This window comes from Afipia sp. GW823-FHT06G09, assembly GCF_058794875.1.
In genome coordinates this window covers 20,037-33,508 of sequence record NZ_JBXAHF010000001.1, presented here as the reverse complement: position 1 = coordinate 33,508, position 13,472 = coordinate 20,037, and the positions used below count along the sequence as shown (strand labels likewise).

Sequence of the window (13,472 nt, the reverse complement as noted above, 5' to 3'; positions counted from 1 at the left end):
GTGTGAATAGCGGCGTTCGTTTGAATGACGGGCGAGGCGCTTTCCCGAAGGGGATGCAACATCGCAATGGCGAACCAGTATCGCGACAGACCGTTTCCGGCGGACGACGATTACAGCCGGGATCAATCCAGCATGGCCTCGCACAAGGTCGAGAGCGATCCGCTGGCGGAACTGGCGCGGTTGATCGGGCAGGCCGATCCGCTTTCGAATTTCGGCCGCGACGGACAACAGCAGCGGCACCAGCAGCATCACGATCAATACGACGCGCCTGAGCCTGCGGTTGAGGAAGAGCTTCCGCCGCCCCGGCCTTCCTGGATGCAGAACCTGGCTGCATCGCGGCCTGCGCCGCAGGAGACAGCCTATCGGCAAGAACCGGCTTATCGCGATGAGGAGCCGTACGCTCCGCAGCAGGATCATTACGATCCGCGCTATGCGGACCCTCAGAATGACCCGGCTTACGGCAGGCACGCGCCGCAGTTCGATCACTCCGGCTACGATCCGGTGCTCTCAGGACAGCCGCATGGACATCAGGCCGCCGGCGGCGATCGCTACGATGACGTGCTCTATGGCCGCCCGGATCACGATCCGGCTCATGACCAGTATGGCGCGCAGGACGACCATTACGGCAACGGCGCCTACGACCGGCAGCCCTATGGCGAGGATTTCGAGCAGGAGGCCCCGAAGGCCCGGCGCGGCGGCACAATGACGGTTGCCGTCGTTCTGCTGCTTGCTGTTGTCGGCACCGGTGCGGCTTTCGCCTACAGGACGTTCGTCGGTTCACCGCGCAGCGGCGAGCCGCCGGTGATCAAGGCCGATGCAGGCCCGAACAAGGTTATCCCGCCGGGCGCGGGCGACGGCTCAAGCAAGCAGATCACCGACCGCGTCGGCGACAAGTCGGCCGAGCGCATGGTGTCGCGCGAGGAGCAGCCTGTCGACGTCAACGCCCGGACCGGTCCGCGCGTGGTGTTCCCGCCGTTGACCCAGAATGCGAACCCGCCGACCGTCGCCAGCGCTTCACCGAATGCGCGGCCGACCGGAGCAGGCGTGGGCAATGGCACGCTGACCGGCGGCGAGGAGCCGCGCAAGATCCGCACCCTCAGCATCCGGCCGGGTGAGCCGGATCCAGCGGCTGCGGCACCGGCGGCACCAGCACGTGCGCAACCTCCCGCGCAACGGGCTTCGACCACTGCGCCGGCCAGCACCGCCTCAACGGGCGCGCCGTCCGCAAACGCACCGGTTTCGCTCTCGCCGCAGGCACAGCCTCCGGCGGCTCCTGCCGATCGGCAGAAGGTCGCAGCAATCAGTCCCGCGGCTGTCACGGGCGGCGGCGCCTATGTGCAGGTCTCGTCGCAGAAGTCGGAAGCCGATGCGAAGGCGTCGTTCAAATCGATCCAGGGCAAATATGCCTCGATCCTGGGCTCACGCACGGCGTCGATCCACAAGGCCGAGATCGCCGGCAAGGGCACGTTCTACCGCGCCATGGTCGGGCCGTTCGGGACCAATGAGGAAGCCGCGGCGTTCTGCGGGAACCTGAAAACGGCCGGCGGGCAGTGCGTGGTGCAGCGGCGCTAGGCCTCAAGTCGCGCCAAATCATTGGAACGACTGCGTTTGTGACTGTGGATGATCCTCACAATCCGGCGTGAATCGGCCTGCTTTCCTTGACCCTGCGGCTCTACGCGCGCTAATCGCGCAAGTATGGCCGCGCGTGCATTCATTACCGGCGTCTCCGGAACCGCTCTGACCGACGATGAGCGTGCATTTCTGCGCGATCAGCGGCCGTGGGGCTTCATCCTTTTCAAGCGCAATATCGAGACCCCGGACCAAGTCATTCGGCTGGTTGAGGAAATGCGCTGGGCAATTGGCCAGCCCGGAGCGCCGGTCCTGATCGACCAGGAGGGCGGGCGGGTTCAACGGCTGCAGCCGCCTCAGTGGCCGGCCTATCCGCCTGGGGCAGTGTTCAGCGCGCTGTACGACGTCGATCAGGGGACCGGACTTGAGGCCGCCCGCCTGTCATCCCGTCTGATTGCCGCCGATCTGGCCGATCTCGGGATCACCGTGGATTGCCTGCCGCTGGCCGATGTGCCGGTTCCCGGCGCGGACTCGGTGATCGGCGACCGGGCTTACGGAACCACCCCGGAGAAGGTGGCAGCGATTGCCCGCGCCGTGACCGACGGGTTGGCGCAGGGCGGCGTGTTGCCCGTCCTGAAACACATTCCCGGCCATGGAAGGGCCACAGCGGACAGCCACTTTCGGCTGCCGACGGTCGATACGCCGGCGGCGGAACTCGCCAAAACCGACTTCGCGGCCTTCAAGCCGCTTGCCGATCTGCCGATGGCCATGACGGCACATGTTGTGTTTAGCGCCCTCGACCCCGCCCAACCTGCGACGACATCTGCGACAATCATCGAACAGGTGATTCGCGGAACGATCGGATTCCAGGGTCTGTTAATGAGTGATGACGTGTCCATGAATGCCTTGCAGGGATCGATTGCGGAACGGACGCGCGCCAGCTTCAAGGCGGGCTGCGATGTCGTTCTGCATTGCAATGGCAAGCTCGACGAAATGAGCCAGGTTGCGGGTGAAGCCCCTGAACTGGCCGGCGTGGCTCTGGCGCGTGCGGACCGTGCCTTGGCGTCGCGGCGAACACCGCAGCCGTTCGACCGTGGCGCGGCGCGTGCCGAACTTGACCGCCTGATCGATCGCGCCGGAGGTCTGACATCATGAGCGCGGAAATTCTTTCCTTCGAGACGGGTTTGCCGGCAGAGCACGCCGAGGACGAACCGTCGCTCGTCGTCGACGTCGAGGGCTATGAAGGTCCGCTCGACCTGCTGCTTGCGCTTGCGCGTCAGCAGAAAGTCGATCTCGCGAAGATTTCCATTCTGGCGCTGGCCGATCAGTACCTCGTATTCATCGAAGCGGCGCGCAAGTTGCGGCTGGAACTGGCTGCCGACTATCTCGTGATGGCGGCGTGGCTGGCGTACCTGAAGTCACGCCTGCTGCTGCCGGAGCCTCCCGAAGCCGAAGGCCCGAGCGCCGAGGATCTCGCGACCGCGCTGGCCAACAGGCTGCGCAGGCTGGAACAGATCCGTGAGGCATCGAACCGCCTGATGACGCGGCCGCAACTGCGGCGCGATATTTTCCCGCGCGGCCAGCCGGAACAGATAGCGCAGGTCAAGCACGCCCGCTGGACAGCGACGCTGTACGACCTGCTGACCGCCTACGCGACGCAGCGCCAGCAGCGCGTGCTTGCGACCGTGCACATGACCAAGCGGACCGTGTGGTCGCTGTCTGAGGCACGCGCGTCGCTGGAACGGCTGGTGGGTTCTGCCGAGTCCGAGGACTGGGCGAACCTCGACGATTATCTGATGCGTTACGTGGTCGATCCTTCGCAGAAGGCGACGGTGTTTGCGTCGAGCTTCGCCGCCGCGCTGGAATTGGTGCGCGAAGGCACGCTGGATCTGCATCAGAAAGAAGCATTCGCACCTTTGTATTTTCGTAAGCACGTGGCGCATTTGCCTCCCGACGCTCAAGCAGCGCCGGAAGTGCAGGCCGAATAAGACGTCGAGTAAGTGGAAGAAGGAGACAGGGCCATGGCAAGTCCGGCGAGAACGACTGCGGCGGCACAGCACATCGCTCCGGTAGAGCAGGAGTCCGTGCTGGAGTCTTCGCAGGAGACGTCAAACGATACCGTCGCGCGTCCTGAGGAACTCCGTTTGCTCGAAGCCTTGCTGTTTGCATCGACCGAGCCGCTCGACGAAGCGTCGCTTGCCAAGCGCATGCCCGACGGCGTGGACATCAAGGTCGCGCTCGCTCAGTTGCAGGCCGACTACGCCATGCGTGGCGTCAATCTGGTGAAGGTCGCCAACAAATGGACCTTCCGCACCGCGGGTGATCTCGCTTGGCTGATGACGCGTGAAAGCGTCGAGACGCGCCGTCTGTCGCGCGCCGCGATCGAGATGCTGGCGATCATCGCCTATCACCAGCCGGTGACGCGTGCCGAGATCGAGGAAATCCGTGGTGTTGTCACCTCGAAGGGCACCCTCGACGTGCTGCTGGAAACCGGCTGGATCCGCCCGCGCGGTCGCCGCAAGACGCCGGGCCGGCCGCTCACATTTGGAACCACGGAAGCTTTCCTCTCGCAGTTCAGCCTGGAAGCACTGGGTGATCTGCCCGGCCTCGATGAACTCAAGGGCGCGGGTCTTCTGGACACCCGGTTGCCGGGCGGCTTCGCTGTTCCGTCGCCATCCGACGACCCGGCGCTGCGCGAGGACGAAGATCCGCTGGAGCCCGGCGATCTCGAACTGGCGCTGGCACCCGCCGTGGAGCCGGAAAAGCCCGGCGAAAGCTGATTTCCGGCGGGGACGCGGATCGATCGCGCCCGCCAGGAGCCAACATTAACTCTCGTGTCAATGCGCCGCTTTGCGCAATCCTGGCGCGGGGTTAATCCTTGTTTTTGACACCTCCGGGGCCTACTTTCCGGTCAGATTTGGCCGGAAATCCCGGCCCCGTGTTTTGGAGGATGGCAGTATGGGTTCGTTGAGTATCTGGCACTGGATCGTCGTGATCGCCGTTGTCCTGCTGCTGTTCGGCCGCGGCAAGATTTCGGACCTGATGGGCGACGTCGCGCAGGGCATCAAGGCCTTCAAGAAGGGCATGGCCGATGATGACAAGCCGGCCGAGAAGCCCGAGCCGGTCAAGACCATCGACAGCGCGCCTTCTGCATCGACATCGCAGCGGACCGACGTCGGCAGCAAGGCTGTCTGATTTCAGGCTGCGGTTTTTCTGAGAGAGTGCGGGGCGGAAGCCCCGTCAGCGGAATCTTCCATGTTCGACATCGGGTGGAGTGAACTGGTCGTCATCGGCGTCGTGGCGCTGATCGCCATCGGCCCGAAAGAATTGCCCGGCGTGCTGCGCATGGTCGGGCAGTGGATGGGCAAGGCGCGCCGCATGGCCGCTGAATTCCAGGGCCAGTTCAACGAAGCGATGCGCGAAGCCGAAATGGCGGACATCAAGAAGACGTTCGATGATGCCTCCGCCGCAGCCAAGGATCTGTCGCCGACCAATCTGCTGACGTCCCTCAACAAGGACGTCGAGGATGCCATGAAGATCGACCAGCCGGTGATGACGCCGACGACGCCTGAGCCTCCGACCGCAGAGACGTTCGCTGAGGCCGAAGCCCATGCATCGGCGGTTGAGACCCCGAAGCCTGCCGTACCGGACGCCAAAGCGTCATGAGCCACGAGGACATCGAAGCCACCAAGGCGCCGTTGATGGATCACCTGATCGAGCTGCGCTCGCGGCTGATCAAGGCGCTGCTCGCATTCGCGCTGGCCTTCATCTTCTGCTTCTTCTTCGCCAAGCAGATCTACAACGTGCTGGTGTGGCCGTTCGTCTGGGTCGCGGGACCTGAGAACTCCAAGTTTATCTACACCGCGCTGCTCGAGTACTTCTTGACGCAGCTCAAGCTTGCGATGTTCGGCGCGGGATTTATTTCTTTCCCCGTGATCGCGGCGCAGATCTACATGTTCGTTGCGCCCGGCCTCTACAAGCACGAGCGCGGCGCGTTCCTGCCATATCTGATCGCGACGCCGATCTTCTTCGCGCTCGGCTCACTGCTGGTTTATTTCCTCGTGCTGCCGATGCTGATCCGCTTTTCGCTCGGTATGCAGCAGGTGGGCGGCGCAGAGACCGCGCAGATCGCGCTGCTCCCTAAGGTCGGCGAATATCTCTCCCTAATGATGTCGCTGATCTTCGCGTTCGGCATCGCATTCCAGTTGCCGGTGATCCTGACGTTGCTCGGGCGGATCGGAATCCTGACCTCGAAGCAGCTCAAGGAAAAGCGGCGCTACTTCATCGTGGTGGCATTCATCATCGCCGCAGTGCTGACCCCGCCGGATGTCATCAGTCAGATGTCACTCGCGGTCCCGCTGCTGATCCTCTACGAGGGCTCGATCATCGCGGTTGCGATGGTGGAGAAAAAGGCCGCCAAACAGGCCACCGGCACGACCCCGCCCGCGGATGTGCCGCCGACACCGCCTGCCACGACGCCTGCGGAGTAGGACAGAGACAGCCAAGCTTCCCTCGTCATTGCGAGGAGCGAAGCGACGAAGCAATCCAGCTTTCTTAAGAGTGGATTGCTTCGCTTCGCTCGCAATGACGGTCTTTTGGTCGTTTCGGTCTGGTACGCGGGATGACCGCCTGTGCCAGTTGTTCAGCTATCATTGCTGCAATGCCCTTCGATTCGCGGTTTCCGGGCTTGACCCGGGCATCCGCGGCTTGTTCTAACCCACCCAGAATTGACGCAGATGGCGGCGAAAGCGGCCATGACCGGAATTTGCCATGCACGATATCAAAGCCATTCGCGACAACCCGGACGCCTTTGACGCAGCGCTGAAACGGCGCGGGCTCGAGCCATTGTCGAAGCCGCTGATCGCGCTCGATGAAAAGCGCCGCACGGCGATCCTCGCGTCGGAGCAGGCACAGGCGCGCCGCAACGCGGCCTCCAAGGAAATCGGTGAAGCCAAGAAGGCCAAGGACAACGCGCGTGCCGACGCGCTGATGGCCGAGGTCGGTGAACTCAAGACCAGACTGCCCGAGCTTGAAGCGACGGTGAAGCAGGTCGAAGAGGAACTGAAGAAAGAACTCGCGCAAATTCCGAACCTGCCGCTCGATGAAGTGCCGGACGGCGCCGACGAGCACAGCAATGTCGAGCATCATCACTTCGGCGCGAAACGCAATTATGCGTTCAAGCCGAAGGAGCATGTCGAGCTTGGCGAAGGTTTGAAGTTCATGGACTTCGAGAGCGCTGCCAAAATGTCGGGCGCGCGCTTCGTCGTTCTGAAGAAAGGCCTCGCGCGGCTTGAGCGTGCCATCGGCCAGTTCATGCTCGATCTGCACACCGGCGAGCACGGCTACACCGAAGTCAATCCGCCGCTGCTGGTGCGTGACGATGCGATGTTCGGCACGGCACAGTTGCCGAAATTCGAGGACGATCAATTCACGGCCACGAATGTCGAGTACGTCAAGCAAGCGGCCAACGACTACTTGCGAAATCTTGCTCCATTTGTACGAGAACAACTCGACAAAGCTATTAAGCGCGATCCTGAAGATCCTACAATCGAATATGCTGACAGAGCATTCATCACGATGATGAGTCATTTTGCGGAGGTAGCGGGTGCGAAGGAAACTCGCCGCTGGCTCATTCCCACCGCAGAAGTGCCGCTGACCAATCTCGTTCGCGAATCCATTCTCGACGAAAAAGAACTTCCGATGCGCCTCACCGCGCTGACGCCCTGCTTCCGCGCGGAAGCGGGCGCGGCGGGGCGCGATACGCGCGGCATGATCCGCCAGCATCAGTTCACCAAGGTCGAACTGGTCTCGATCACGACGCCGGAAGAATCGAGAAACGAACACGAGCGCATGCTGTCCTGCGCCGAGGAGGTTCTCAAAAAACTCGATCTGCATTACCGCGTGATGACGCTGTGCACCGGCGACATGGGCTTCGCGTCGCAAAAAACCTACGACATCGAAGTCTGGATGCCGGGACAGGGCGAGGACGGCATGTACCGCGAGATTTCGTCCTGCTCGGCGTGCGGCGACTTCCAGGCGCGGCGCATGGATGCGCGCTCAAGAGGCCCGGACGGCAAGCCGCGCTTCGTGCACACGCTCAACGGCTCGGGCACGGCGGTGGGCCGCGCGCTGATCGCCGTCATGGAAACCTATCAGCAGGAGGACGGCTCGATTGCCGTTCCCGATGTGTTGCAGCCATACATGGGCGGCCTCAAAGTGATCGCGAAGGAACAATAAGAAAATGCGCATTCTCTGCACCAACGACGACGGCATTCACGCGCCGGGCCTGAAAGTCATCGAGGAAATCGCGAAGCAGATTTCCGATGACGTCTGGGTGGTTGCGCCCGAACTCGACCAGTCCGGCGTATCGCATTCGCTGTCGCTGAACGATCCGTTGCGTCTCCGCGAAGTCGATGAGCGTCACTTCTCGGTGCGCGGCACGCCGACCGACTGCATCATCATGGGCGCGCGGCACATTCTCAAGGACAAGCAGCCGGACATCGTGCTGTCCGGCGTCAACAAGGGCCGCAACGTCGCCGAAGATGTTGTCTATTCGGGCACCATCGCCGGCGCACTCGAAGGCACCATCCTCGGTCTGCCGTCGTTCGCGCTGTCGCAGGAATTCTCTATGGAGACGCGCACCAAGCCGCTGTGGGACACCGCGCTGAAGTTCGGCCCCGATGTGATCCGCAACGTGATGAAGCTCGGGGTGCCGCGCAACACCGTCATCAACGTCAACTTTCCGTCCTGCATGCCGGACGAGGTCAAGGGCATCGCGGTCACGCGGCAGGGCAAGCGTAATCTGGGCTTTCTCAAGATCGACAGCCGCCAGGACGGGCGCGGCAATCCCTATTACTGGATCGGTTTCGAGCGGGCTGCGATGCTGGAAACGCCGGCGGAGGGGACCGATCTTGCAGCGCTTGCCGCGAAACTCGTCTCAGTCACGCCTCTGCGGCTCGATCGCACCGATGAGGCGTTCTCGGAAAAGCTGAAAGGCATTCTGAAGTAATCGCGAGGGCTTTTGCGGCTCAGGCCGCAATTCCCTTCAGAACGGTCTCGATCGTGCGCGCAAGCGTTTCGATCTGGAAGGGCTTTTGAATCGTGGCGCGGTCGCGGAATTTTTCCGGAAGACCCTGCGCGCCATAGCCTGTCGCAAACACGAACGGACGTCCACGCAACTGAACAGCCTCGGCGACCGGCGTGATGACCTTGCCGTTGACGTTGACGTCGAGAATGGCGATGTCGAAATCGACGGACTGCACCAGCCTGACGCCTTCGTCGATGTCGCCGGCTTCACCGGCAATCTTGTAGCCAAGCTCCTCCAGCATGTCGGCGACCATCATGCGGATCATGACTTCGTCTTCGACCAGCAAAATCGATGTATGCGATCCTGCTTTGAAATTGCCCGGCATTCGTTCCCCAACGACAAATCTGGAATGGCTGACAAGGAATAACACAATTATACAGCGCGCAAACTGACGGCTCATCCAAAAAGTTCCGTGAACCGGAACTTTTGGGCGACGGAAACAGCCGCTCAGGCAGGGATGGGAAAGAACCGGCCCCGTCCGGTCGCCAGCACGCTGCCGGTGCTCAAGTCCTCCAGCCGGCCTTCCACATCCACATAGCGGCCATGGTCGGTCACCAGCGAACCGCGCCCGACGATCGGCATCTCGGTCGGCACCGGCTTCATGTAGCGGATGGTCAGTTCGCCGGTCACGCCCAGCCGCCCCGTGACCCGGAGCACCGTGGCGGCCAACACCTCGTCGAGATAGGCGGCCACGATGCCGCCATGTGCCGCGCCCGGCGGTCCTTCGTAGTGCCGTGCAATGAGGATCGGCGAGGCGACGCCTTCCTCTGTCTTGAAGGTGCGCACATGCAGGCCGGTGGGATGAGACGGACCGCAGCCGAAGCATTGATGAAAGCTGTTGTCCGGCCCGCCGGAGAGAATCTGCTCCTCCAACCCGTCAAAGGAGGCGCGAAATGGTTCGGGAAGAGGTAACGTCATGAGAATCTCGGCACGCTTGAACTGTAAGCGGTGATTGCGCAGAACATATTCGGATAGCTCACACAAAAGGGTGGCGCATCCCGCGTTGCTTGTCAAAGTACGCAAAGGATAGAAGCCTTCCCGCTTTCAACGTTGATCAGGTATGCCGTCAGCCCAGCCCACGCCGCACGACAAGATGATGTTTCAGCTGAACCTGCGGCAGCGCGGAATCAGCAATCAGGCCGTGCTGAAGGCGATGGAGGATGTGCCGCGCGAATTGTTCGTGACGACGCTGGACCGCGCCTATGCCTACCGCGACACCGCTCTCGGCATCGCCTGCGGCCAGACCATCAGCCAGCCGTTCGTCGTGGCCTACATGACCGAGCAGCTCGATCTGAAGCCTGAAAACCGTGTGCTGGAGATCGGGACGGGTTCAGGCTATCAGGCCGCGATCCTCTCGAAGCTTTGCCGGGACGTCGTGACGCTGGAGCGGTTTCGCACGCTGGCGGATCGCGCGAAGCTGGTCCTGACGGAACTCCGTTGCCGCAACGTCGAGGTGAAACTCGGCGACGGATTTGACCCGCCGGAAACGCTCGGCACGTTCGACCGGATCATCGTGACCGCGGCGATGGAGGAAATTCCCGACGCGCTGCTCGGTCGGCTGGAGCCGGGCGGCATCCTGATCGCTCCCGTTGGGCCAGTGGACGACAGGCAGATGCTGGTCCGCGTGGTTCGGACCGCCGCCGGCTTCGATCGGGAAGAGCTTGTCGCGGTGCGTTTCGTGCCGGCGCTGCCGGGTCTCGCGCGCGAGCTGTGAACGCCGTAACGCATTAGGAATTGCGGCGGATTTGGAGCCTTAAAGAGTTATTTACTCGGACTGTGTTTACTCAAATTTGTGTTAGTTGCGTACGAGTGAGTAACCATGTCCCGCTTTGTCGAGTTGATAAGCTCGCGTCACGCGCCGCATTTCGTGGTTCTGGCGCTCGTCTCGGTCGGATTTGGCGGATGTAGCGCCGATACCTCGACACGGTTCTCCGATACGTCGTTTTCCAATCCGTTTGCGTCGCGCAGCGCAGACGCGACCGGCTCGGTGCCGAGCAATTATCGCGGCGCGCCTTATCAGCAGCAGCCGCAGCAGCAATCCTATCAGCAGCAGCCTCGCGAACTTCCGCAGTATGCGCGTCCGCACAATCCTCCGGTCATCTCCGCGCCGCTGTCCGCGCCTGTCGCCACATCGGGCGGCGGCAGAGGCATGGCGTCCTATGCGCCTCCGTCATCTTCGCCGATCGAGACCACGGCATCCGTTGCGCCGCGCTCCGTCGCTGCGAACTCCGGCTACAGCCGGGACGGCGGCACCACGATCATCGTCGGCACCGCGGATACGCTCGATATCATCTCGAAGCGTTACAACGTTCCGTCGTCTGAAATCCTGAAGGCGAACGGCTACGGCGGACCGCGCGTCCTTCAGCCGGGCCAGCAGCTTGTCATTCCGCGCCGCACGGCTCAGGCAGCTCCGCCGGCGCTGTCGACTGCGCCGGGTACGAAGGTCGCGGCAGCACTTCCGGCAAGCGTTCATGTCGTCAAGTCTGGCGACACGCTGATGAATCTGTCTCGCCGTCACAACATCGCGCCGGCTCAGCTGGCCGCTGCCAACAATATTCCGGTCACGACGCAGCTCAAGATCGGCAGCAAGATCAACATTCCGGGCGGCAAGGCCGTCTCGGCAGCACCGGCGCCGCAGGTTGTCGCGGAAGCACCGAAACCTGCGGTTGCCGCTCCTGCACCCGCCGCAAAGCCTGTGACCGTCGCGTCGGTTGAGCCTCAGCAGAAAGCACGCGTTGCGGCCGAGGCTCCAGCCGCCGACCTGCCCGAAGCACAGTCGCCCGTGAAAGCGGCCGATGCCACCAACGCATTGCCGACGTTCCGCTGGCCGGTGCGTGGACGTGTCATCACGGCTTACGGTGCGAAGACCAATGGCAAACAGAACGACGGTATCAATGTCGCCGTTCCTGAAGGCACGCCGGTGAAAGCCGCTGAGGATGGCGTGGTTGCTTACTCGGGCAACGAACTCAAGGGATATGGCAATCTGATCCTGGTGCGGCACTCCAACGGTTACGTCACCGCGTATGCCCACGCGAGTGAACTGATGGTGAAGCGCGGGGATACGATCAAGCGCGGCCAGATCATTGCCAAATCGGGTCAGACGGGGGAGGTGGGGTCGCCGCAGCTTCACTTCGAGATTCGCAAGGGATCTTCAGCCGTCGACCCGCTTCAATTCCTGAACGGCGCGTAAGCCGATACGTTCAGATGCACCTCTATCCCCCGGCCTCAAAGCCGGGGGATTTTCTTTGTGGGTAGTTCACTCGGCTGCGTCGGCGACGCAGGCCAGATCGGATTTCGCAGGAGCCCCTTTGGAGCCGAAGGTCAGGAAGCTGATCGCGGCGAGAATCCAGGCGCCGATGCCGCCGTACAGCATCACCCAGCCGAAGCCTTTGACCAGCGCTGCGTGAACGATGGCGCCGGTCGGGTCCTGCACGGATAACACCGGATACGCCTGATGCAGTGACGCGAGATTTCCGGTGGCAACGGTCGAGGCCAACGCTCGCATCTGCTGGTCGCCGAGTGCGGCGGCAAGCGTGTCCGGAAGGGACCGCTGGATCGCTTCCAGCAGGATCAGCCCCATCACCGCGATGTTGATGGCCAGCGAGATCAGCCGTGCGCTGATATCGATGCCGGACGCCATGCCCGCACGGTTACTGGGCACCGAGCCGGTTGTCGTGTTGGTCACGGATGTATTTGTCAGACCAAGTCCGATCCCGGCCAGCAGTGCGCCGGGGAGTACGCTGAGCCAACTCGCCTGTTCGATACCGCCACCGAAACGCATGGCGAGAAAGCCGGTCCCCATGATGGCCATGCCGAAGGGGATCACGATGCGTGCCCCGTGACGCCGGAGCAGGTGGTCGGCGATGGGAGGCATCACCAGAAACGGAATTGTATAGGCAAGGAGCAACAGGCTCGCTGTCCTGCTGTCGAGGGTCAGGCCGCCCTCGAAGTAGATCGGCAGATAGATCATGAACGGCCAGTAGCAGAAGTTCATGCCGATACAGCCGATGATCGCGCCGCTGAACTTCCGGATTCGGAATACCGAGAAGTCGAACATCGGCTGCGCGGTGTTGCGTTCCACGAGCACGAACGCGGCGAAGCTTGCGATGGCGATGGCCGCGAGCCCGATCGCAGTGGTTCTGCCAAGGTCTGCGCCCTGCGTGATGACGTAGGTCAGGCCGAACACGGCAATCGTCAGTGTCACGATGCCCCAGCCGTCCAGTCGCTTGGCATGCGGATCGCGGGATTCGCGAATTCCCATCAAAGCCGGAACGAGGGCGATCACCGTCAGCGGGACATGGACCAGGAACACCCAATGCCAGCTCGAGACTGCGGTGATCGTGCTGCCGATAATCGGGCCGAAGCCGAGGCCGATGCCGCTGATGATGCCCCAGGCGGTAAACGCCCGGCCGCGTTGTTTTTCGTCCTGATACTGATGCGAGATGATGGCGATGGAGCAGGTGAGCATGGCGCCGCCGGCGAGGCCCTGTAGAAAACGGGCGACGATCAGCACCGATGCGCTCTGCGCCAGCCCGCACATCAGCGACGTGATGCCGAAGGCGACTGTGCACGTGATGAAAACGCGCTTGCGGCCGTACCGGTCAGCGAAGGTGCCGGTCGCCATCAGCACCGTGGTGCAGGCGATCGTGTAGGCGTTCATGATCCACTGCAGGTCTTTGAAGTTCGCAGGCAGCGCCGTCTCCAGACTTGGCAGGATGACGGGGACGCTGGATATTTCGAGGCCGAACATCAGGGATGCGAGGCAGACGCCGATCAGTGCGGCGGTGTTTCTGGTGGTAGGCGAGACGCTCATGCG

14 protein-coding genes are annotated in these 13,472 nt (G+C 62.6%); 11 read left to right on the top strand and 3 right to left on the bottom strand.

Going from position 1 to position 13,472, the window contains the following annotated elements:
• Positions 1-66: 66 nt before the first annotated feature.
• The 9 genes from AC1Q67_RS00180 to surE all read left to right on the top strand — a co-directional run bounded on the left by AC1Q67_RS00180 (position 67) and on the right by surE (position 8,578).
• Positions 67-1,572, top strand: a complete 1,506-nt coding sequence (locus AC1Q67_RS00180; protein WP_492235638.1) for an SPOR domain-containing protein — start codon at positions 67-69, stop codon at positions 1,570-1,572.
• Positions 1,573-1,695: 123 nt separating this feature from the next.
• Complete coding sequence (nagZ, locus tag AC1Q67_RS00175) at positions 1,696-2,724, top strand: beta-N-acetylhexosaminidase (RefSeq protein WP_492235639.1); 1,029 nt, start codon at positions 1,696-1,698, stop codon at positions 2,722-2,724.
• Positions 2,721-3,557, top strand: coding sequence for a segregation and condensation protein A (locus tag AC1Q67_RS00170; RefSeq protein WP_024575376.1), 837 nt, complete (start codon positions 2,721-2,723; stop codon positions 3,555-3,557). The genes nagZ and AC1Q67_RS00170 overlap by 4 nt, the downstream gene beginning before the upstream one ends.
• A 33-nt stretch (positions 3,558-3,590) precedes the next feature.
• Complete coding sequence (scpB, locus tag AC1Q67_RS00165; RefSeq protein WP_492235640.1) at positions 3,591-4,349, top strand: SMC-Scp complex subunit ScpB; 759 nt, start codon at positions 3,591-3,593, stop codon at positions 4,347-4,349.
• Between the two features lie 178 nt (positions 4,350-4,527).
• Entirely contained in the window at positions 4,528-4,764 is a 237-nt protein-coding gene (locus AC1Q67_RS00160) for a twin-arginine translocase TatA/TatE family subunit (RefSeq protein WP_024575378.1), read from the top strand.
• Between the two features lie 60 nt (positions 4,765-4,824).
• Positions 4,825-5,235, top strand: coding sequence for a Sec-independent protein translocase protein TatB (gene tatB, locus AC1Q67_RS00155; RefSeq protein WP_492235641.1), 411 nt, complete (start codon positions 4,825-4,827; stop codon positions 5,233-5,235).
• Positions 5,232-6,059: a twin-arginine translocase subunit TatC gene (tatC, locus tag AC1Q67_RS00150; RefSeq protein ID WP_492235642.1), complete on the top strand. Its 828-nt coding sequence runs from the start codon at positions 5,232-5,234 to the stop codon at positions 6,057-6,059. The genes tatB and tatC overlap by 4 nt, the downstream gene beginning before the upstream one ends.
• 280 nt (positions 6,060-6,339) lie before the next feature.
• The gene (gene serS, locus AC1Q67_RS00145) at positions 6,340-7,806 is read left to right on the top strand and encodes a serine--tRNA ligase (RefSeq protein WP_492235643.1); all 1,467 of its coding nucleotides are present in this window, start codon (positions 6,340-6,342) and stop codon (positions 7,804-7,806) included.
• 4 nt (positions 7,807-7,810) lie between these two features.
• Entirely contained in the window at positions 7,811-8,578 is a 768-nt protein-coding gene (surE, locus tag AC1Q67_RS00140) for a 5'/3'-nucleotidase SurE (protein ID WP_024575382.1), read from the top strand.
• A 19-nt stretch (positions 8,579-8,597) separates the two neighbouring features.
• Here surE and AC1Q67_RS00135 read toward each other — a convergent pair whose 3' ends face one another.
• Complete coding sequence (locus AC1Q67_RS00135) at positions 8,598-8,981, bottom strand: response regulator (RefSeq protein WP_024575383.1); 384 nt, start codon at positions 8,979-8,981, stop codon at positions 8,598-8,600.
• Between the two features lie 122 nt (positions 8,982-9,103).
• Positions 9,104-9,574, bottom strand: coding sequence for a PaaI family thioesterase (locus tag AC1Q67_RS00130; RefSeq protein WP_024575384.1), 471 nt, complete (start codon positions 9,572-9,574; stop codon positions 9,104-9,106).
• A 142-nt stretch (positions 9,575-9,716) separates the two neighbouring features.
• On the opposite strand from AC1Q67_RS00130, the gene AC1Q67_RS00125 reads away from it, so the two are divergent.
• Together AC1Q67_RS00125 and AC1Q67_RS00120 are read left to right on the top strand one after the other, a co-directional pair.
• Positions 9,717-10,370 (top strand): protein-L-isoaspartate(D-aspartate) O-methyltransferase, encoded by a 654-nt coding sequence (locus AC1Q67_RS00125; RefSeq protein ID WP_492235644.1) that lies wholly within the window; start codon positions 9,717-9,719, stop codon positions 10,368-10,370.
• Between the two features lie 105 nt (positions 10,371-10,475).
• A complete protein-coding gene (locus AC1Q67_RS00120; protein WP_024575386.1) occupies positions 10,476-11,846 on the top strand; it encodes a peptidoglycan DD-metalloendopeptidase family protein in 1,371 nt (456 codons plus the stop codon).
• 66 nt (positions 11,847-11,912) lie between these two features.
• Here the strand turns inward: AC1Q67_RS00120 and AC1Q67_RS00115 are convergent, their stop codons facing one another.
• The gene (locus AC1Q67_RS00115) at positions 11,913-13,469 is read right to left on the bottom strand and encodes an MFS transporter (protein ID WP_492235645.1); all 1,557 of its coding nucleotides are present in this window, start codon (positions 13,467-13,469) and stop codon (positions 11,913-11,915) included.
• Positions 13,470-13,472 lie beyond the last annotated feature (3 nt).

What these genes read in the sequence shown, in the direction of transcription:
- scpB (WP_492235640.1), top strand. Translation starts at nt 3,591, where the DNA reads ATGGCAAGTCCGGCGAGAACGACTGCGGCGGCACAGCACATCGCTCCG.
- AC1Q67_RS00180 (WP_492235638.1), top strand. Translation starts at nt 67, where the DNA reads ATGGCGAACCAGTATCGCGACAGACCGTTTCCGGCGGACGACGATTAC.
- nagZ (WP_492235639.1), top strand. Translation starts at nt 1,696, where the DNA reads ATGGCCGCGCGTGCATTCATTACCGGCGTCTCCGGAACCGCTCTGACC.
- AC1Q67_RS00135 (WP_024575383.1), bottom strand. Translation starts at nt 8,981, where the DNA reads ATGCCGGGCAATTTCAAAGCAGGATCGCATACATCGATTTTGCTGGTC.
- AC1Q67_RS00120 (WP_024575386.1), top strand. Translation starts at nt 10,476, where the DNA reads ATGTCCCGCTTTGTCGAGTTGATAAGCTCGCGTCACGCGCCGCATTTC.
- tatC (WP_492235642.1), top strand. Translation starts at nt 5,232, where the DNA reads ATGAGCCACGAGGACATCGAAGCCACCAAGGCGCCGTTGATGGATCAC.
- AC1Q67_RS00170 (WP_024575376.1), top strand. Translation starts at nt 2,721, where the DNA reads ATGAGCGCGGAAATTCTTTCCTTCGAGACGGGTTTGCCGGCAGAGCAC.
- serS (WP_492235643.1), top strand. Translation starts at nt 6,340, where the DNA reads ATGCACGATATCAAAGCCATTCGCGACAACCCGGACGCCTTTGACGCA.
- AC1Q67_RS00160 (WP_024575378.1), top strand. Translation starts at nt 4,528, where the DNA reads ATGGGTTCGTTGAGTATCTGGCACTGGATCGTCGTGATCGCCGTTGTC.
- AC1Q67_RS00125 (WP_492235644.1), top strand. Translation starts at nt 9,717, where the DNA reads ATGCCGTCAGCCCAGCCCACGCCGCACGACAAGATGATGTTTCAGCTG.
- AC1Q67_RS00130 (WP_024575384.1), bottom strand. Translation starts at nt 9,574, where the DNA reads ATGACGTTACCTCTTCCCGAACCATTTCGCGCCTCCTTTGACGGGTTG.
- tatB (WP_492235641.1), top strand. Translation starts at nt 4,825, where the DNA reads ATGTTCGACATCGGGTGGAGTGAACTGGTCGTCATCGGCGTCGTGGCG.
- AC1Q67_RS00115 (WP_492235645.1), bottom strand. Translation starts at nt 13,469, where the DNA reads ATGAGCGTCTCGCCTACCACCAGAAACACCGCCGCACTGATCGGCGTC.
- surE (WP_024575382.1), top strand. Translation starts at nt 7,811, where the DNA reads ATGCGCATTCTCTGCACCAACGACGACGGCATTCACGCGCCGGGCCTG.